Origin of the sequence: Vibrio sp. B172a (assembly GCF_030248355.1) — a bacterium.
Taxonomy (GTDB): Bacteria; Pseudomonadota; Gammaproteobacteria; order Enterobacterales; family Vibrionaceae; genus Vibrio; species Vibrio owensii.
Map to the genome: position 1 here is coordinate 33,911 of NZ_JAHGAC010000034.1, position 19,371 is coordinate 53,281.

The window sequence follows — 19,371 nt, forward strand, 5'->3', positions numbered from 1 at the left end:
CAGGTTAGTGATTCTTCTGAGCTGTTCTCACAGCGCTTGAGTGTAGAATACGACCTACTAGGTAAAGCGACGTATAGAGACCGTAAAGAATCGTAAAGAGTGATTTTTACACTCATTCCTCCTCGTCATTACCATGTAATATTAAAGCAACCACGAATGATAAATAGGTATTCAAATGGCGAACATTCTTTTGATTGATGATGACACAGAGCTAACCAGCCTACTGAAAGAAGTGCTGAGCTTTGAAGGGTACGAAGTCAGTGAAGCCAATGATGGTGAAGCAGGCTTATTGGCTATTAACAGTGAGATCGATCTTGTACTGCTTGACGTCATGATGCCAAAACTCAATGGAATGGAGACCCTAAAACGCCTGCGCGAAAACTGGGAAACACCAGTATTGATGCTCACCGCCAAAGGTGAAGAGATCGATCGCGTAATTGGCCTAGAGCTTGGCGCCGATGATTACCTACCAAAGCCTTTTAGCGACCGTGAACTGTTAGCGCGTATTCGAGCTATCTTACGCCGCACCAGCAGTACTCAAAAGAACACCAAGAACAGCGATTGCATTGAGTATCGAGAAATCAAACTCTACCCAGGCAAACAAGAAGCGTACTGTGAAGAAGCTCTTTTGGATTTAACCACGACCGAATTTGCGCTGTTAACGCACTTTGTGCAGAACCCAGGCCAAGTGCTAACGAAAGAAACCCTCAGCCTTGATGTGCTTGGTAAACGCCTTGCTGCCTTTGACCGTGCGATCGATATGCACGTCTCCAACCTACGTAAAAAATTGCCAGACCAAAGCAACGGTAAGCCACGCATTAAAACCCTACGAGGGCGCGGCTACATGTTGATTGAGGAGGATTAATGCGAGCACCACGCTTCAAACTGCCGAAGATAAACAGCTTGTATGGACGCATCTTTGCCATCTTTTGGTTCACCATGTTCTTGGTTCTGATGGCGGTGCTGTCATTGCCACACCTTGACCCACGGAAAGCACGCGACATCCCACAAGACCACTATCAGCGTATGATTGACATACGTGACGGCATTGAGAAGAAGTATCGCAAGCAAGATAACCTCGGCAAGATTTTGTTCAGCATCGAAGGTCAGCGACGTAGCAAGCATGATCCGCGTCCGCGTATCTTCTTTTCTGATCACGAAGGCAATGTGTTAACCACATCGAGCCACAAAGACTTCAAACTGCGTGCGCTGCAAAACTTTGTCACCAGCATTGAAGATCAGTCGCAGCCGAAACAAAAACTCTACGGCCGCTACATGATCGCAGGCCCGGTGCCGATCAAAATCGCTAACTCTGACTTATTGATGTACGTCGGTTTTAAATGGAACGAGCCGCCGCCGATCATGTTGCGCCTGTTTGATCACCCATTGCAATTGCTGCTCGCCGTCATGTTGGTGAGCACACCGCTACTGCTGTGGCTCGCATGGGCATTGAGCCAACCAGCTCGACGACTGGAAACCGCGGCACAGCGTGTGGCCAAAGGTGAGTTTGTTATCGACCCGAATCTGGAAAAAGGCACTACGGAGTTTCGCCAAGCAGGTACCAGCTTTAACCAAATGGTTGAGGCGGTGAATCAAATGATTTCTGGTCAGCAGCGTTTACTCTCGGATATTTCTCACGAGCTACGCTCCCCGCTGACTCGTCTGCGTATGGCAAGTGCGTTGGCGACTCGTAAACAAGGTGAAAGTCCAGAACTGACTCGTATTGATACCGAAGCCCAACGCTTAGAACAGATGATTGCCGAGCTGCTTGAGCTGTCACGCATGCAAGTGAACAGCCACATGACGCGTGAAACCCAGCCGATTGCTAGCTTATGGGAAGAGATCATTAAAGACGCACAGTTCGAAGCGGAACAGATGGGTAAAACGCTTAGCTACTCTGCTGTGCCAGAACGCAGTATCTCAGGTAACCCGAAACTGTTGATGAGCGCGGTAGAGAACATCATCCGCAACGCGATTTACTACGGCAAAGACGAAGTGAAAATCAACATTCAGGATTCATTCGATACGCTACGCATTGTGGTGGATGACAACGGTGAAGGCGTACCAGAGGAAGAGTTGGAAGCGATTTTCCGTCCGTTCTATCGTGTGTCGACCGCGCGCGACCGCCATTCAGGTGGTACAGGGTTAGGCTTAACCATCACCGAAAGTGCGATTCGTCAGCACAGTGGTTCGATTATCGCAAGTCGCAGCCCATTGGGTGGTTTACGCGTCACCATTACCCTGCCATTGATCAGTGAGGCAAAATAACCCCACAAAGATCAAAGTTGATAATGATTTTCATTAACATTAAAGTAAATCCTCCATTAAGGAGGATTTACAATGTCGCACACTTTCCCAGAGCTTCCGTACAGCTACGATGCGTTAGAGCCTTACATCGATGCGAAAACCATGGAAGTTCACTACAGCAAACACCACAAAACCTATTACGATAAATTCATGGCTGCCGCCAAAGGCAGCGTTCTCGAGACCCAAAGCCTCGATGACATCTTCGCTAGCATTTCTCAACACAGCCCAGCTATCCGCAACAATGGCGGTGGTTACTACAATCACATCATTTACTGGAACTGCATGTCACCAGATGGTGGCGGTGAGCCTCAAGGTGCTCTTGCAGAGGCCATCAACGACAAGTTTGGTGACTTCGAAAAATTCAAAGACGAATTTGCCCAAGCGGCTATCAATACCTTCGGCTCTGGCTTTGCTTGGCTAGTCGTAAAAGATGGTGAGATTCACATTACCTCCACCAGCAACCAAGACAACCCTCTGATGGACGTTGCCGCAGTACAAGGCGTGCCAGTTCTAGCATTGGATGTGTGGGAGCACGCTTACTACATCAGCTACCAAAACCGTCGTCCTGAATACATCAACGCATGGTGGAATGTCGTCAACTGGCGCGCAGTGGAAGAGAACTACGCTCGCGCTCTGAGTTAATCTATCCAAATGAGGGCAACACAATGAAGTGGTTGCCCTCTTCTATTACCCGTCATTGTGTTGAATCTCGCTTCTCATGGTGACTTGGGTATATACTGCTCGCCTGTTTTGACCAATCTAATTCAATACCATGTTTGATATCGCTCTATACGAACCAGAAATCGCGCCGAACACCGGCAACATCATTCGCCTGTGTGCTAACTGTGGTGCGAATCTCCACCTGATTGAGCCACTGGGTTTCGATCTAGAAGAGAAGAAAGTCCGCCGCGCAGGTTTGGATTACCACGATTTGGCTCGCGTGACTCGTCATAAAGATTATCAAGCATTCTTGGAATACTTAGAGAAAGAGAAACAAGGCAACTACCGCCTGTTTGCGTGTACGACAAAGACCACAGGTCATCATGTGGATGCAAAATACCAAGAAGGCGATGTTTTGATGTTTGGTCCAGAAACACGCGGCCTGCCAGCAGACGTGATTGATAGCCTGCCAATGGAACAACGTATTCGTATTCCGATGATGCCGGATGCGCGCAGCCTGAACCTTTCAAACGCCGTGGCGATTATTGCGTTTGAAGCATGGCGTCAAATGGGCTTTGAAGGCGCGTTGTAAGCACTGCAAATAACAGATACTAAAAAGGGCGCTGAATGCGCCCTTTTTCTTTTCTTACTTACCGGTTGAATCAGTTGAGCTTGTTGCGATCATTGTCGTCTTTACGCTCGTATTCACCTTCGAAGGTGTTGCCATTATCCGATTGAGAATCAAATGGGTCACGACGGAATGGGTCTTGCTCAAATGGACCTTGATTTGAGAAGCCACCTTGGAAGCCGCCACCATTCATGGTCTTCACGACCATCTTGCTCATTAGGTATTTCGCAATCGCCGCTCGTGGTGCTGGCAACAACACCAACATACCCAATGCGTCGGTCATGAAACCTGGTGTTAACAGCAATACACCTGCAACTGCCAGCATCACACCTTCAAAAATCTGTTGAGCCGGAAGCTCACCTTGCTCTAAGCGACCTTGCACTGACATCAATGTCTGGATGCCTTGGCTACGCACCAAAGACGCACCAACAAATGCAGTAATCAATACTAAAGCAATCGTAGGCCAGAGACCTAAGAAGCCTCCCACCTGAATAAATAAGCCGATTTCGATGATCGGGACGAAAATAAACGCCAATAATAAGATAGGAAACACACGCCCTCCTTTGTTGATTTCAGTGTAATGGCAAAAGCCTACTAAGCTCAAACGAATCGTTGTAAAAAAGCGTGTTCATACTAGGGAGAATGCGTTGCGCAAAAAACGCCCTTTGAATAAAGGTGCATATACAAAAATTGGTCGTTGAAAAGTGCTATTTTCGGACTCTTAATATCCATGTTTGTCGAGGAAAATCGCCTACCCATAAAGGGTTATTAATATCCCGTTCATACTTTGCAAAATATTGACGCATCAAAAGCGAAAAAGGTGATCCACTTACTATTTTTATGCGCTAGGTGCAGTATGATGTGCCACATAAGTCAGGACGGTTTTTCCAGCCAAAAACTCTGATGAATGGATTCTAGATTGCAGAAATGGCTAATAAATAACTTAAATATCAGAATTATTATCTAAGGATCCTGTTATGGCTACACTATCTGATGCTCCAAAGACAGCAAACCAAGCCACTCGTATTGAAGAAGATCTATTAGGCCAACGTCATGTCCCTGCCGATGCTTACTACGGCATCCACACACTTCGCGCTATCGAAAACTTCAACATTTCAAGCACTACCATCTCTGACGTACCTGAATTTGTACGTGGCATGGTAATGACTAAGAAAGCCGCTGCACTAGCAAACAAAGAGCTAGGCGCAATTCCAAAAGACGTTGCTAACTACATCCTAGAAGCGTGTGATTTGATCCTTGAAACAGGTAAGTGCATGGATCAGTTCCCTTCAGACGTCTTCCAAGGCGGTGCAGGCACGTCAGTGAACATGAACACTAACGAAGTTATCGCGAACGTTGCACTTGAACTTATGGGCAAGGAAAAAGGCCAATATGAGTTCATCAACCCGAACGATCACGTAAACAAGAGCCAATCAACAAACTGTGCGTACCCAACAGGTTTCCGTATCGCGGTTTACAACAGTGTTCATCAGTTGATGGAAGCGATCGAATACCTAAAAGGCGCATTCGAGCTTAAAGCACAAGAATTCAAAGACATCTTGAAGATGGGTCGTACTCAGCTGCAAGATGCGGTTCCTATGACTGTGGGTCAAGAGTTCCACGCATGGGCTGTAACACTAAACGAAGAAATTCGTGCTCTAGATTACACGTCTAAGCTACTACTAGAAATCAACCTAGGTGCAACAGCAATCGGTACTGGTCTAAACGCACCAACAGGTTACCAAGCGCTAGCAGTTAAACACCTAGCAGAAGTAACTGGCGTTGAAGTGGTTGCAGCAGAAGACCTAATCGAAGCGACTTCTGACTGTGGTGCTTACGTAATGACGCACGGTGCGCTGAAACGTCTAGCAGTGAAACTGTCGAAGATCTGTAACGACCTTCGTCTACTTTCTTCTGGTCCACGTGCAGGTCTTAACGAACTGAACCTACCAGAAATGCAAGCAGGCTCTTCAATCATGCCAGCTAAAGTAAACCCAGTTATCCCAGAAGTAGTAAACCAAGTTTGCTTCAAAGTTCTAGGTAACGACAACACGGTTTCTTTCGCAGCAGAAGGCGGTCAGCTACAGCTAAACGTAATGGAACCAGTTATCGCACAAAGTGTGTTTGAGTCTATCTCTCTACTACACAACGCGTGTGTGAACCTACGCGATAAATGTATCGATGGCATCACTGTGAACAAAGAAGTTTGCGAAAACTACGTTTACAACTCTATCGGTATCGTAACTTACCTAAACCCATACATCGGCCACCACGAAGGCGATATCGTTGGTAAGATCTGTGCAGAAACAGGTAAGAGTGTACGTGATGTAGTTCTAGAACGCGGTTTATTAACTGAAGAAGAGCTAGATGACATCTTATCGGTTGAAAACTTCATGCATCCGACTTATAAAGCGAAACGCTACGAGTAATCGCATGTGAAAGGGGCCCCTGACGGGGCCCTTTTTTAGGCTCGAATACGGTTAACCACAATTTTTATGCGCTTTTTATTGCCGTAAGCCGCTCGGGTTCTGATTTTCTGAACACTTACTCCTGTTCCTGAGTGCTCAAAAAATCAGAATCATTAAAAACTAAAAGAGGTATCAATATGGTAATGGTCGAACTCTTCGTGGTTCTGCTCTTCATTTATTTGGGGGCAAGAATCGGTGGTATCGGCATTGGTTTTGCCGGTGGTGCTGGGGTAATTGCATTGTCTTTAATCCTAGGTGTCCCGACAAGCCAGTCTTTCATCCCTGTCGATGTAATCCTGATCATCATGTCTGTAATTACTGCTATCGCTGCAATGCAGGTAGCGGGTGGTTTGGACTGGATGGTTCAGGTTGCGGAAGACTTTTTGCGTAAACATCCCGAACGCATCACCTTTTACGCACCTATCGTGACATTCCTAATGACACTACTTGCGGGTACTGGTCACACGGCATTCTCTACTCTTCCTGTTATTGCAGAAGTAGCGAAAGGCCAAGGTGTTCGTCCTTCTCGTCCATTGTCTATCGCGGTAGTAGCATCGCAAATCGCTATCACAGCGTCGCCAATCTCTGCGGCTGTTGTAGCGTTCGCAGCAATGCTTCACCCATTTGGCGTTGACTACCTAACGCTACTAGCAATCTGTATCCCAACAACGTTCATCGCTTGTATGATCGGTGCATTCGTAGCGAACTTCATGGGTAGCGAGCTTAAAGACGATCCTGAATACCAAGACCGTCTAGCAAAAGGCCTGATCAAGCTAAACACAGAATCTAAGCGCGAAATCCTGCCAACAGCGAAGAAAGCAACCTTCATCTTCCTAGGCGCAATCGCATTCGTAGTATGTTACGCAGCAGCAATCTCTGGCTCTGTTGGCCTTATCGAGAACCCTGCGCTAGGTCGTAACGAAGCTATCATGACGGTTATGCTAGCAGCTGCGGCAGCTATCGTAATGAGCTGTAAAATCGACGCTGGCAAAATCCCAGCAGCAGCAACATTCCGCTCTGGTATGACAGCGTGTGTGTGTGTTCTTGGTGTGGCATGGCTAGGTTCTACGTTCGTTAACGCGCACGTTGACGGCATCAAAGAAGTGGCTGGTGCGTTACTAGCAGACTACCCATGGATGCTAGCACTTGTTCTATTCTTCGCTTCAATGCTGCTTTACTCGCAAGGTGCAACTACCGTTGCGCTTATGCCAGCAGCACTAGCAATCGGTGTGGCACCACTTACCGCAGTTGCGTCTTTCGCAGCAGTAAGTGCGCTATTCGTACTGCCAACTTACCCAACGCTTCTAGCAGCGGTTGAGATGGACGACACGGGTTCAACTCGTATCGGTAAGTACGTATTCAACCACCCATTCTTCGTACCAGGTGTGGTGACCATCGCTTCAGCGGTAGCACTAGGCTTCGCATTTGGTGGTCTACTGATCTAGTAGAAACAGAGTCTTACTCGGGGAGCTTCGGCTCCCTTTTTTATTGCCTGTCGCGTTGGATAGCGCTTAACAAATCTTCACTTCCATGAAACTTATTGGCTAGCCAGCAGGTCTGATTGAGTTACACTAACGGCAACTATCTAAGATGAATTGAACCTTTTATGCGTGCATTATTTTCCGTCTTACTTTTAGGGCTTATTACCTTCTCTGCGCCTTCTTTTGCGCTGTTTGGTAATGACACCCAAAACACCTTTGGCAGCAGCAACGATACCTTTGTGTCTGTCGATCAGGCTTTCCCATTCAACTACTACCAACAAGACGGCAAACTGATGCTGGACTGGCAAGTACGCGATGGTTATTACCTGTATCAAGAACGCCTATCGGTAGCGGGTGAGAAAGTATCGCTAGGCGAACTGCAAATGGAAGACGGAACGCCGCATAAAGATGAATTCTTTGGTGACGTGCATATCTACACTCAGCCTCTGTTCGTCAACGTACCAATGCATGATTGGCAAGACGGAGCACGCGTGGTAGTGCAATACCAAGGTTGTGCGAAAGCAGGCTTCTGTTACCCACCAGAAACTCGCGTGATTCCTATCAGCGCGTTTACTTCATCGAACTCAGATTCAACAGCGGCGACGACTGCACCAAAAGCAGAGCAAACACCAACGGTAACGCCACCAGCGGCGCAATCATCTACGTCTGGCGACACATCATCGGCTCCAGTAACACAGCAAGATAGCCTTGCCGCAAACCTAGCTGATAACTGGTGGACACCACTTCTGTTCTTGGCGCTTGGTGTGGGCTTGGCGTTTACACCATGTGTGCTGCCGATGTACCCAATTCTGACCAGCATCGTGCTTGGCAGTGGCAAACTGAGCCAACGCCGCGCGCTAGGCTTGTCGTTTGTCTACGTGCAAGGCATGGCGCTGACTTACACCCTACTCGGCCTTGTAGTCGCGTCTGCTGGCATGCAGTTCCAAGCAGCGATGCAACATCCTTATGTGTTGATTGGTTTGAGTGTGCTGTTCGTGACACTCGCATTGTCTATGTTTGGCGTTTATAACCTGCAACTGCCAAGCGGCGTACAAACTTGGTTAAACAACCTCAGCAACAAACAACAAGGTGGCAGCAGCGCAGGCGTATTCGCCATGGGTGCGATTTCAGGTCTGGTGTGCTCACCATGTACCACGGCGCCTCTGTCTGGTGCGCTACTTTACGTTGCACAAAGTGGTGACTTACTGACAGGTGGTATCGCGCTTTACGCACTGGCGATGGGTATGGGTATTCCACTCATTCTTGTTGCAGTATTCGGCAACAAACTTCTGCCAAAAGCTGGAGGTTGGATGGATCGCGTTAAGACACTGTTCGGCTTCATTCTGCTGGCTGCACCTATCTTCCTACTTGAGCGCATCATGCCAGAAATGTGGGCAACGGCATTGTGGTCAGCACTGGGCATCGCGGCTTTTGGTTGGCTATACCACATCAAAAACAGCTTAGAGTTTGGCGGTTGGAAGCAAAGCGCAGTAGGCATCATTGCCGTGCTTGGCCTGTTTGCTTCTGCTCAACCAGCACTGAACTACTGGTTTGGCGGTAATACCACTACACAAACTCAGCAAGCAACCGTGAGTTTTACTCGTATTGCTAACGTGGCAGAACTTGAGGCTGCACTTACTCAAGCGAAACAAGCCGGCAAACCAGTGATGCTGGATTTCTACGCCGACTGGTGCGTAGCATGTAAAGAGTTCGAGAAATACACCTTCCATGACCCAAGCGTCGAAGCCAAACTGCAAGACTTCGTTCTTCTGCAAGCAGACGTAACCAAGAACCAAGTGCAAGACATCGAGCTGCTTAAGCATATGAATGTACTTGGTTTACCAACGATTGAGTTCTGGGATGCCAATGGCGAACACGTTTCAAACGCTCGTTTGACGGGCTTTATGCAAGCCGAGCCTTTCTTAGAGCACATCAACCGATTCTGATGATGAATCTTTCAAACGCCAGTGATTTTTCACTGGCGTTTTTTGTTGTCTCAATAAAACCAAGAAAGTTGCGTTTATATGCAATTTTTCTAATAAAAGTCGATTTAGTTCAGACTTTTAGCGGATAAATATTGTCCACATTCTTAAAGGTGGACAATAATTCCATTAACGAAATAGTCAAAAGTGTTTAACGTCATGGATTCGACCTACACCATTATCATCGCTGATGATCACCCGCTGTTCCGCAATGCCTTGTTCCAATCGGTACACATGGCTGTGAGTGGTGCCAACCTTCTCGAAGCGGATACGCTGGACGCTCTACTCGCGTTGCTGGAAAAAGAAGAAGAGCCAGATTTGGTGTTGTTAGATCTCAAGATGCCAGGCGCCAATGGCATGTCGGGCTTGATTCACCTTCGTGCTGAATACCCAGATCTTCCTGTGGTAGTGGTGTCTGCCAGTGAAGAGCCTAGCGTGGTCACGCAAGTGAAGAGCCACGGTGCGTTCGGATTTATTCCAAAATCGAGCGACATGCGTGAGCTGGTCAATGCCCTTAACCAAGTCCTTAATGGCGACCCATACTTCCCAGAAGGCTTGATCACCAATAACGCAGCCTGTAATGACTTGGCAGAGAAAATTGCCGCACTTACCCCTCAGCAATACAAAGTATTGGGTATGCTTTCCGATGGCTTACTCAACAAGCAAATCGCTTACGAGCTCAATGTCTCCGAGGCCACCATCAAAGCGCACATGACGGCAATTTTCCGCAAACTGGGCGTGAAGAACCGAACTCAAGCCGTCATCCTACTGCAGCAAATGGAACCCGAGCAGTAATGTGTTAGTAAATATATCTAATTCACATTTATATGACGCAAAAAGAACAACAGACGTTAAAATAAACAGGCTGCACTATGTAGCCTTTTCATCCCTCTGTTAAACCGCTAACTCTGGGAGGTCATACTTTGCTAAGTATTCTCGTCACTCAATTCGTCGTACTCTGGGCCGTCATCGACCCGATTGGTTCAGTACCCGTTTATCTATCACAAACTCAACACCTCACGGCAAAACAGCGTCGTCTCGTCGCGTTGAAAGCGATTGCCATTTCGATGGGTGTGTTGCTGTTCTTTCTTATTGCCGGTCAGTTGTTGCTGGAAGCAATGCAAATCCCATTACCCGCGTTCCAAGCCGCTGGTGGCTTAGTGTTATTGCTGTTTGCATTATCGATGATCTTTGGTGAAAGCAAGCCAGAACAAGAACAAAAACTGGGCGAAGAAGTCAGCCACTCCGATCTCGCTGACTTAGCCGTTTACCCTCTTGCGATCCCTTCGATTGCATCGCCGGGTGCCATGATGGCCATCGTGATGCTCACCGATAACAACCGCTACTCTTTCATCGACCAAGCTATGACCGCAGGCGTCATGATTGCGGTACTTCTGGTTACCCTATTCTTGTTACTGGGTGCAAACACGATTCAAAAAGTGATTGGTAACGTAGGCGCAGCCATCATCAGCCGCGTAATGGGGCTTATCCTTGCTGCTGTTGCACTGAATAATTTGCTGCTTGGTATAAAAGATTTCTATGTTAATTGATAAAACTCTTAGACCTTTGGCTAATTTAACATCAAATTAACATCACACTTTTATTCCCACCTCCTCTCAAACGCCCTAAAAACGGGCGTTTTTGCTTTTTAGCGTGCCGACTAAAGTTGAAAAGAGTTCTTGCCAGTGCCTTGCTAATGTACATGTTGAAACATTTTTTTAACAACAATACCAATCGTAAGGAGACGGCAATGGCATTTGAAAGCGAAGAAAGAGCCAAAGCCTACTGGGACAAGAACGTGAAGCTCATGATTACCCTGATGGTCATCTGGTTCGTAGTGTCTTTCGGCTGCGGCATTTTATTTGTCGACGTACTTAATCAATTTCAATTAGGTGGATACAAACTCGGGTTCTGGTTTGCTCAACAAGGCTCCATCTATGCCTTCCTAGGTATTATTTTCTACTACGCGTGGAAAATGCGCCAAATCGACCGTGAATTCGGCGTAGATGAGTAAGGAGTAACTCAGATGGATTTGAAAACTATTACCTATCTGGTGGTTGGCGCGACGTTCGTCCTCTACATCGGTATTGCGATTTGGGCTCGTGCGGGCTCAACTAAAGAATTCTATGTAGCAGGCGGCGGTGTAAACCCTATCGCTAACGGCATGGCAACCGCAGCAGACTGGATGTCAGCAGCATCGTTCATCTCAATGGCAGGCTTGATTGCCTTCATGGGGTACGGCGGTTCGGTATTCCTGATGGGCTGGACAGGCGGTTACGTACTGCTTGCACTTCTGCTTGCGCCATACCTACGTAAGTTCGGTAAGTTTACTGTGCCAGAATTCGTAGGTGAGCGTTTCTACTCTAACGCAGCACGTATCGTAGCGGTTGTGTGTCTTATCATCGCATCAGTAACTTACGTTATCGGTCAGATGAAAGGCGTGGGCGTGGCGTTCGGTCGTTTCCTAGAAGTGGATTACTCAACGGGTCTACTGATCGGGATGTGTATCGTATTCATGTACGCCGTAATGGGCGGCATGAAAGGCATTACCTACACGCAGATTGCTCAATATTGCGTACTCATTCTTGCTTACACTATTCCTGCAATCTTTATCTCTCTGCAACTAACAGGTAACCCACTACCACAGATCGGCTTAGGTAGTACCATACAAGGCACCGATGTTTATCTACTCGATAGGCTCGACCAAGTGGTCACCGAGCTCGGCTTTAGTGAATACACCACCCAAGTCCGTGGCGACACACTAAACATGTTCGTGTACACCATGTCATTGATGATCGGTACTGCGGGTCTGCCACACGTAATCATCCGTTTCTTTACCGTGCCTAAGGTTCGTGATGCACGTACATCAGCAGGTTGGGCACTAGTTTTCATCGCTATCCTTTACACAACAGCACCTGCAGTATCTGCAATGGCACGTCTAAACCTAATGGATACCGTTAACCCAGCTCCGGGTCAGCACCTTGCTTATGATGAGCGTCCTGATTGGTTCAAGAACTGGGAGAAAACAGGTCTACTAGGCTTTGATGATAAGAACGGCGACGGTCTGATTGAGTACACATCAAACCCAGCAACCAATGAGCTGAAAGTTGACCGTGACATCATGGTACTAGCAAACCCAGAGATTGCTAAGCTACCTAACTGGGTTATCGCACTTGTCGCAGCAGGTGGTCTGGCAGCAGCACTATCGACGGCTGCAGGTCTACTACTGGCGATTTCGTCCGCAATATCCCATGACTTAATCAAAGGTGTGATAAATCCGAACATATCCGAGAAGAAAGAGCTGCTCGCGAGTCGAATTTCCATGGCAGTCGCCATCGCAGTCGCCGGTTACTTAGGCTTGAATCCGCCAGGGTTTGCAGCCGGTACGGTAGCGCTCGCCTTCGGTCTGGCAGCATCCTCCATCTTCCCTGCGTTGATGATGGGTATCTTCAGTAAGAGCATCAACAAAGAAGGCGCAATCGCAGGTATGATTGCAGGTATCAGTATCACGCTGTTCTACGTATTCCAGCATAAAGGCATCCTATTTGTTGCTGACTGGACTTACCTACAAAGCTGGGGTCAGAACTGGTTCCTAGGCATCGAACCAAACGCATTTGGTGCAATTGGCGCTGTGTTCAACTTCATCGTGGCATTCGCTGTATCGAAAGTAACGGCAGAAACACCACAAGAAGTAAAAGACCTAGTCGAGCACGTACGTGTACCAGCAGGCGCTGGCGGTGCGGTAGACCACTAAAATATAACGCAAACCACAAAAGCCCCGCTTGGGGCTTTTTTATTCGCTAGATTAGGTTAATTTAACCTTATGAAGTTGTAGCAAGGAAGCCAACATGTTCAAAAACAAGCACTTTATTATCGCTCTGTTGATCGCCCCAATTCTTTCTTTGATCGCTTATTTCGGTACAGACATGGCTCTGAGTGAAAAGCCTCATGCCGCTAAAGAAGGGGAAAGCTACAAACTGGCCAGCAAGTCGAATTGCCGTTATACCAGTGGGTTGTGTGATATGGAGAATGGCGACTTTAAAGTGAAGTTTCGCTCAGAAAAGCTGACTCAAGATAGCCTAGAACTATCTTTACATGCGGCTTATCCACTGGAAGGGGTGAAGCTTTCAGTCGTGGATAGCCAAGAGCAAAACGCACAGCCAATTGACATGACGCCAGCGGATCAATCCGGACAAAACTGGACCATCACTTTGCCTAAGCCTACATCAGCCGAGAGTTGGCTGCGTGTTGCGATTCAATCTGAAGGCACGCTCTACTACGGAGAAACGCAAACGGCGTTTGTGAAATATGAAACCCTGTTTACGGATAAATAACTTACTTGCTCCATAAGGCTTGAAGACGCATTTGAGCCGACCTTATCTCGCGAAAGAATACCGAGCTTAATTGTAGGGATTGAGCTCTCCCACTTCAGCCGATACTGAGTCCGAGTATCGGCTTTTTTTGTTGTGTTATTTCCTCAAAAAAGCTGTGGTTGCTAATCGACAATTAATTGATAATAATTATCATTATCTTAAGTGTCGAGGTAACTATGGACAGCAGCCAAGCCATCTACAACGCCTTTTTTAAAGCGCAAGACCGATTCCTTCATGTGTATGCGCCAAGCGGATTCGAACCCGATGTGATTCATGATTACATCCATTGGGGTATGGTGCTGTCGTCCATCTACGATCACGATGCAGAGCACGAAAACCTGTTGCTGTGCGAGCTGTATTTGCGCCAAGTCTACTTCCATCTTCTCGACGCGATTCAAGACCCTACTCGTAGTCGTATCTTCCGCCGAGTCTGCCTCGATTCCATTCACACTCCGCTACTTTGTCTCAAACGCTACTACTACCAGTTTGAGGATGGCGATGTGAAATTTCTCTCATTACAACAACAATTACGTCTGATACAGACGCCACTCGATTAAACAAAAGGAACCTACCATGACCACGGAATTCCGTATCGAAGCGGACAGCATGGGCGAAGTCAAAGTCCCAGCAAACGCTTTGTATCAAGCCCAAACTCAACGCGCTGTCGATAACTTCGCTTTCAGTAAACACACCATGCCGGCTGGCTTTATCCAAGCTCTCGCTCACATCAAACAAACTGCAGCGCTCACCAACGCTCAACTTGGCTTGCTAGAAGGTGATATCGCCAATGCTATCGCCGATGCCGCTCAAGCAATCATTGATGGTAAGCACATCGATCAATTCCCTATCGATGTATTCCAAACCGGCTCGGGCACCAGCTCAAACATGAATGCTAACGAAGTGATTGCAACATTGGCGTCTGAGCACCTAGGCGGAACGGTCAATCCAAATGATCACGTCAACATGGGTCAAAGCAGTAACGACGTAGTGCCTACTGCGATTCAAGTTAGCTCTGCGATTGCGATTGAAAAACAGCTACTGCCTGCACTGTCCCACCTAAGTGAAACACTAGAGACTAAGCAACAAGTTCTGAAAGATGTTGTGAAAACAGGTCGTACGCACCTCATGGATGCGATGCCAATTACCTTCGCCCAAGAGCTTGGTGGCTGGCAGTTCCAAATCGAACACGCTAAACAAGCCATTGAGCAAACACTGCCAGCTGTGAAAGCGTTAGCCCAAGGCGGAACAGCGGTGGGGACTGGGATCAACGCCGATCCACGCTTCGCCGATCTTTTTGCCGATAACCTAACGCAATCAACGCGCATCGAGTTTGCTTCAAGCAAAAACTTCTTCTTCAATCTCAGCAGTCAGGATGCGATCGTCGCCCTATCGGGACAGCTCAAAACAACAGCAGTTGCGATCATGAAGATCGCAAACGATCTTCGTTGGATGAACTCAGGTCCACTAGCCGGCTTAGGTGAAATCGAACTGCAAGGCTTACAACCGGGCTCTTCTATCATGCCTGGCAAAGTGAACCCTGTGATTCCAGAAGCAGCGGCCATGGCGTCGGCACAAGTGATTGGTAACGACGCGACAATTACCGTTGCAGGTCAATCGGGTAACTTCCAACTTAACGTGATGCTGCCAGTGATTGCTCACAATGTACTAGAAAGCATTGAACTGCTGTCGAACAGCGCCGTTGCTTTGGCAGACAAAGCCATCGCGACGTTTGAAGTGCGCCAAGACAACCTTGATGTTGCACTGGCGAAGAACCCGATTCTGGTCACCGCACTTAACCCTGTGATTGGCTACCTAAAAGCAGCTGAAGTAGCGAAGAAAGCCTACAAACAAGGTCGCGCTATCATTGATGTCGCGGAAGAAGAAACGGACTTAGATCGCGCCACATTAGAAAGATTGCTCGACCCAGCCAAACTGACTCAAGGCGGCGTTGCAGAGTAAGCCACCGACCGATCACCCCCTTAAAGCAAAAGACCTCCAAACGGAGGTCTTTTTTCTAGGCGACTCGATTGAGTACCGAACGCAGCTTCAAAGGTTTCACTGGTTTGGCGATAAAACTGAACCCATTGGCTTTAATGCCTTCCATCATGTCATCGGTTCGGTCGGCACTGATGATCACCCCTTCAAAGCGATTACCCAGACGCAAGCGACATTGCTGCAACACTTCTAATCCTGTTCGACCGTTGTCTAAACGATAATCGGAGAAAATCACATCCGGCAGCCAATCGTCTTCGATCGCTTTCAGACTCTCAACGATGTCGGTCGCAATGCGAATATCACACCCCCAGCGTGAGAGTAAATTTTCCATTCCGACCAGAATATCTGGCTCATTATCGACACACAGCACACGAATATGGCTCAAGTCAGATTGTGCACTCTTCACTGCTTTGACTGCCGGAATGTGCACCTTCTCTGCCTTATCTAAGGTAATCGAGAACACGCTGCCTTGACCAAACCACGAACGCATCGAGATTTCATGCCCCAGCACTTGAGCAATACCTTTCGAAATAGCCAAACCTAGTCCCAGACCTTGGTCAGAACGGACTTGAGTACCACGATTAAACTCTTCGAAGATCTCTTGTTGCTTCCCTTCTTCGATGCCCATGCCGTTGTCCCATACATCAATACGCACTCGCCCTTGTACGCGACGCACACCGAGCGCCACTTTGCCATTCGGGCTATATCGGAACGCATTGGTAAGGAAGTTCTGCACCACGCGGCGCAGCAATTTCGGGTCAGATTTCACCATCAAAGATGATGGGATCATGGTGAACTCAATGCCTTGTTGTTTCGCTAGCGCGCTGAATTCCGCATTCAAGTTTGCCAACACATCATTGACCGCAAAACCATGCACATTGACGTCCAACTTGCCCGATTCCAAACGTGAAATATCCAGCAAGTCACCAATCAAATCTTCCGCAGCGCCTAATGCACTCTCAATGTGAGTCGACAGCTTTTGGGTTTCACTGTCTTTGGCAACTTCCGACAAAGAAGAAGCAAACAGACGAGCGGCATTCAGCGGCTGCATCAAGTCATGGCTTACCGCGGCTAAGAAGCGCGACTTGGATTGTGACTCATGCTCAGAACGTTGGGTCGCTGCCACCAGTTGTTTGTTCAATTGTTCCAACTCACGAGTACGAGCACGAACACGTTCTTCTAGTGTCTCATTAGCGTCTTTCAGAGCTTGCTCCGCATCGCGGAACACGGTGATATCGGTAAAGCTCATAACGAAACCACCACCAGGCATTGGGTTGCCTTGCACTTCAATTACGCGACCATCTGGACGCACACGGGAAGAGGTATGTCTCGTACCTTGTTCAAGGTGATAAACACGGCGACGAACGTGATCTTCAGGGTCACCCGGACCACACAAACCTTGCTCAGCATTATGACGAATCACATCCGCAATCGGACGCCCGACTTGAATCAATCCCGGCGGGAAGACAAACAACTCCAGATAACGTTGGTTCCACGCCACCAACCTTAGTTGCTTGTCGACCACGGCGATGCCTTGTCCAATATGTTCAATCGCACCTTGCAATAAGCCACGGCTGAAATCGTACAGCTCTGAGGCTTCATCAACGATGGTCGCTACTTCCTCAAGCTGCATGTTTCTGCCTTGTAAAGCAGAAGTAAGTACTAACTTAGCTGAAGAGGCACCAAACACACCGGCAAGTACGCGCTCGGTATGTCGAATCAAGGTAGAGGGAGCTTGTTGATTGGGAAGCAGCTCTTCGCGTTGCTGACTCCAATAGGTTTGGAAGGCGGATTTCACTCGTGTTCGTCCGACAAATCGTGACGCTAACATCTCAAGTTCACTGACCGTTACACGGCTCTGATACAAGCTGATGTTTTCACTTTCAGGCAACGGCGTACCAACGAATGATGCCGATTGTAAGCGTTCACTTATGCTTGGGCGCGTAGCTAGTGATACCGCGACAAAACACGCGGTATTTGCCACTACACTGAGGATCATGCCCCAGTCAGAAACAGCAATACCAAAGCCTGCCAATAAATCAGGCGGAGTGATCAACCAAATCAGCAAGTTGTTACTTGCGTCGCCTGCCAGCATGTCGGTTTGGCTCATCAAAGTAATCAACCAAATGGTGAAACCCACCAGCAAACCCACATACACGCCTTTCTTATTGCCCTGACGCCAGTACATACCGCCAAGCAGAGACGGAGCGAACTGGGTAATCGCAGCAAACGAGAGAAAACCTATCGCAGAGAGTGAGTGGATACTATCTAAAGCCTGATAAAAGCCCCATGCTCCAATCAAAAGAAGCAGAATAAGTCCGCGACGTATACGTAATAACAGCGTAGAAAAATGATGATGATTGCGTTTTGATAACTTCATCCGGCGCAAAATCAACGGCATCACCAAATCGTTAGATACCATAATCGCTAAGGCAATGGTCGAGACGATGACCATGCCGCTTGCCGCAGAAGTACCGCCCAAAAATGCCAGCAAGGCGATGTCATTCGCGCCCACCGCCATCGGCACGCTGATCACGTACGTATCTGCAGGGCTGCCACTCAACAGGCTTTGCCCTACCCATGCGATTGGCAGAACGAAAATGCCCATCAGAATCAGATACAACGGGAACAACCAACGCGCGACGTGTAAGTCTTGTGCCCGTTCATTCTCAACCACCATGGTATGGAACTGACGTGGCAAACAGACAATCGCCAGCATGGTCAGAATGGTATGAATCAGCAAGGTCGGAATGTTAGGTGACTCATAGGTTTCAGCAGCAATATCGGCAAGGTGGAAGCTCTCGGTATCCATCGCGAGCCAAACAATAAACACACCCACCACTAAAAACGCCACCAACTTGAGCACTGATTCAAACGCAATCGCCATCATCATGCCGCGGTGATGTTCGGTGTTATCGATATGACGCGTACCAAACAGCATGGTGAAGATCGCCATCGCCCCGACCACAAACCAAGACACACTGTAGTTTTGATAACTGAGATCAGATGCTAAATCTGGCGCGATGATCTCCAACCCCATGGTGATACCACGCAGTTGCAAAGCGATATATGGAAGGATGCCTGCCACCGCGATTAAGGTGACAACCACCGCCAAGCCTTGTGATTTGCCATAGCGGGCGGCAATGAAATCGGCAATGGAGGTGATGTGCTCGCGCTTGGCAATCAAGATCAGCCGAGCGAGGACGCGCCAGCCGATAGTAAACACGATGATCGGTGCGATATAGATGGGTAGGAAGGACCAAGGATTGTTGCTCGCCTGTCCGACCGTGCCGTAGAAGGTCCACGACGTACAGTACACCGCAATCGACAAACTGTAGATCCATGGTCGCCAACGCGCTAACCATCTCTTTTGTTTGTCACCGTACCAAGCGATTAAAAACAGGATTCCCAAATACGCCAAAGAAACGGGAATCACTAGCCATCCTTGCATCCGATATCCTTTCTTACTTTTCTTGC

The 19,371-nt window shown here is 48.0% G+C and carries 16 protein-coding genes; 14 read left to right on the forward strand and 2 right to left on the reverse strand.

Translation table 11 applies throughout. The features are described from left to right. Nucleotides 1–175 precede the first annotated feature (175 nt). From KIT90_RS24195 to trmL, 4 genes are all read left to right on the forward strand, one after another. Complete coding sequence (locus KIT90_RS24195; protein ID WP_005440448.1) at nucleotides 176–865, forward strand: response regulator; 690 nt, start codon at nucleotides 176–178, stop codon at nucleotides 863–865. Continuing rightward, the gene (cpxA, locus tag KIT90_RS24200) at nucleotides 865–2,268 is read left to right on the forward strand and encodes an envelope stress sensor histidine kinase CpxA (protein ID WP_005440446.1); all 1,404 of its coding nucleotides are present in this window, start codon (nucleotides 865–867) and stop codon (nucleotides 2,266–2,268) included. Before KIT90_RS24195 ends, cpxA begins: the two co-directional genes overlap by 1 nt. Nucleotides 2,269–2,340: 72 nt before the next feature. Then, a complete protein-coding gene (locus KIT90_RS24205; protein WP_285379104.1) occupies nucleotides 2,341–2,949 on the forward strand; it encodes a superoxide dismutase in 609 nt (202 codons plus the stop codon). A 130-nt stretch (nucleotides 2,950–3,079) separates the two neighbouring features. Then, nucleotides 3,080–3,559 carry a tRNA (uridine(34)/cytosine(34)/5-carboxymethylaminomethyluridine(34)-2'-O)-methyltransferase TrmL gene (gene trmL, locus KIT90_RS24210; RefSeq protein ID WP_005440442.1) on the forward strand — a complete coding sequence of 160 codons (480 nt, stop codon included), beginning with the start codon at nucleotides 3,080–3,082 and terminating at the stop codon, nucleotides 3,557–3,559. Between the two features lie 70 nt (nucleotides 3,560–3,629). Here trmL and KIT90_RS24215 read toward each other — a convergent pair whose 3' ends face one another. Next, nucleotides 3,630–4,148, reverse strand: coding sequence for an FxsA family protein (locus KIT90_RS24215; RefSeq protein WP_005448278.1), 519 nt, complete (start codon nucleotides 4,146–4,148; stop codon nucleotides 3,630–3,632). 424 nt (nucleotides 4,149–4,572) lie between these two features. Here KIT90_RS24215 and aspA point away from each other — a divergent pair, with 424 nt between their 5' ends. The 10 genes from aspA (at nucleotide 4,573) to KIT90_RS24265 (ending at nucleotide 15,858) form a co-directional block, all read left to right on the forward strand. Then, a complete protein-coding gene (gene aspA, locus KIT90_RS24220; protein WP_005440436.1) occupies nucleotides 4,573–6,024 on the forward strand; it encodes an aspartate ammonia-lyase in 1,452 nt (483 codons plus the stop codon). A 176-nt stretch (nucleotides 6,025–6,200) separates the two neighbouring features. Continuing rightward, nucleotides 6,201–7,508 carry an anaerobic C4-dicarboxylate transporter gene (locus tag KIT90_RS24225; RefSeq protein ID WP_009707865.1) on the forward strand — a complete coding sequence of 436 codons (1,308 nt, stop codon included), beginning with the start codon at nucleotides 6,201–6,203 and terminating at the stop codon, nucleotides 7,506–7,508. 161 nt (nucleotides 7,509–7,669) lie between these two features. After that, nucleotides 7,670–9,490: a protein-disulfide reductase DsbD gene (locus KIT90_RS24230; RefSeq protein ID WP_285379105.1), complete on the forward strand. Its 1,821-nt coding sequence runs from the start codon at nucleotides 7,670–7,672 to the stop codon at nucleotides 9,488–9,490. A 195-nt stretch (nucleotides 9,491–9,685) separates the two neighbouring features. Then, nucleotides 9,686–10,321 (forward strand): response regulator transcription factor, encoded by a 636-nt coding sequence (locus KIT90_RS24235; RefSeq protein ID WP_005440424.1) that lies wholly within the window; start codon nucleotides 9,686–9,688, stop codon nucleotides 10,319–10,321. A 128-nt stretch (nucleotides 10,322–10,449) separates the two neighbouring features. Then, on the forward strand, nucleotides 10,450–11,076 hold the full coding sequence (locus KIT90_RS24240; protein ID WP_005440423.1) for a MarC family protein: 627 nt from the start codon (nucleotides 10,450–10,452) through the stop codon (nucleotides 11,074–11,076). A 200-nt stretch (nucleotides 11,077–11,276) separates the two neighbouring features. Then, nucleotides 11,277–11,540: a DUF4212 domain-containing protein gene (locus KIT90_RS24245; RefSeq protein ID WP_005448273.1), complete on the forward strand. Its 264-nt coding sequence runs from the start codon at nucleotides 11,277–11,279 to the stop codon at nucleotides 11,538–11,540. Nucleotides 11,541–11,552: 12 nt separating this feature from the next. Next, the gene (locus KIT90_RS24250) at nucleotides 11,553–13,280 is read left to right on the forward strand and encodes a sodium:solute symporter family protein (protein WP_005448271.1); all 1,728 of its coding nucleotides are present in this window, start codon (nucleotides 11,553–11,555) and stop codon (nucleotides 13,278–13,280) included. A gap of 94 nt (nucleotides 13,281–13,374) precedes the next feature. Next, nucleotides 13,375–13,860, forward strand: coding sequence for a hypothetical protein (locus KIT90_RS24255; protein ID WP_285379106.1), 486 nt, complete (start codon nucleotides 13,375–13,377; stop codon nucleotides 13,858–13,860). Between the two features lie 215 nt (nucleotides 13,861–14,075). Next, nucleotides 14,076–14,456 carry a hypothetical protein gene (locus KIT90_RS24260; RefSeq protein ID WP_005440416.1) on the forward strand — a complete coding sequence of 127 codons (381 nt, stop codon included), beginning with the start codon at nucleotides 14,076–14,078 and terminating at the stop codon, nucleotides 14,454–14,456. A gap of 16 nt (nucleotides 14,457–14,472) precedes the next feature. Then, a complete protein-coding gene (locus tag KIT90_RS24265; protein ID WP_285379107.1) occupies nucleotides 14,473–15,858 on the forward strand; it encodes a lyase family protein in 1,386 nt (461 codons plus the stop codon). 55 nt (nucleotides 15,859–15,913) lie between these two features. Here KIT90_RS24265 and KIT90_RS24270 read toward each other — a convergent pair whose 3' ends face one another. Further along, entirely contained in the window at nucleotides 15,914–19,345 is a 3,432-nt protein-coding gene (locus KIT90_RS24270; RefSeq protein WP_285379108.1) for a PAS domain-containing hybrid sensor histidine kinase/response regulator, read from the reverse strand. Between the last annotated feature and the right edge of the window lie 26 nt (nucleotides 19,346–19,371).

Bases quoted from the DNA above. Each gene is read 5' to 3' on its own strand.
- KIT90_RS24195 (WP_005440448.1), top strand. From the start codon at position 176: ATGGCGAACATTCTTTTGATTGATGATGACACAGAGCTAACCAGCCTA.
- cpxA (WP_005440446.1), top strand. From the start codon at position 865: ATGCGAGCACCACGCTTCAAACTGCCGAAGATAAACAGCTTGTATGGA.
- KIT90_RS24205 (WP_285379104.1), top strand. From the start codon at position 2,341: ATGTCGCACACTTTCCCAGAGCTTCCGTACAGCTACGATGCGTTAGAG.
- trmL (WP_005440442.1), top strand. From the start codon at position 3,080: ATGTTTGATATCGCTCTATACGAACCAGAAATCGCGCCGAACACCGGC.
- aspA (WP_005440436.1), top strand. From the start codon at position 4,573: ATGGCTACACTATCTGATGCTCCAAAGACAGCAAACCAAGCCACTCGT.
- KIT90_RS24225 (WP_009707865.1), top strand. From the start codon at position 6,201: ATGGTAATGGTCGAACTCTTCGTGGTTCTGCTCTTCATTTATTTGGGG.
- KIT90_RS24230 (WP_285379105.1), top strand. From the start codon at position 7,670: ATGCGTGCATTATTTTCCGTCTTACTTTTAGGGCTTATTACCTTCTCT.
- KIT90_RS24235 (WP_005440424.1), top strand. From the start codon at position 9,686: ATGGATTCGACCTACACCATTATCATCGCTGATGATCACCCGCTGTTC.
- KIT90_RS24245 (WP_005448273.1), top strand. From the start codon at position 11,277: ATGGCATTTGAAAGCGAAGAAAGAGCCAAAGCCTACTGGGACAAGAAC.
- KIT90_RS24250 (WP_005448271.1), top strand. From the start codon at position 11,553: ATGGATTTGAAAACTATTACCTATCTGGTGGTTGGCGCGACGTTCGTC.
- KIT90_RS24255 (WP_285379106.1), top strand. From the start codon at position 13,375: ATGTTCAAAAACAAGCACTTTATTATCGCTCTGTTGATCGCCCCAATT.
- KIT90_RS24260 (WP_005440416.1), top strand. From the start codon at position 14,076: ATGGACAGCAGCCAAGCCATCTACAACGCCTTTTTTAAAGCGCAAGAC.
- KIT90_RS24265 (WP_285379107.1), top strand. From the start codon at position 14,473: ATGACCACGGAATTCCGTATCGAAGCGGACAGCATGGGCGAAGTCAAA.
- KIT90_RS24270 (WP_285379108.1), bottom strand. From the start codon at position 19,345: ATGCAAGGATGGCTAGTGATTCCCGTTTCTTTGGCGTATTTGGGAATC.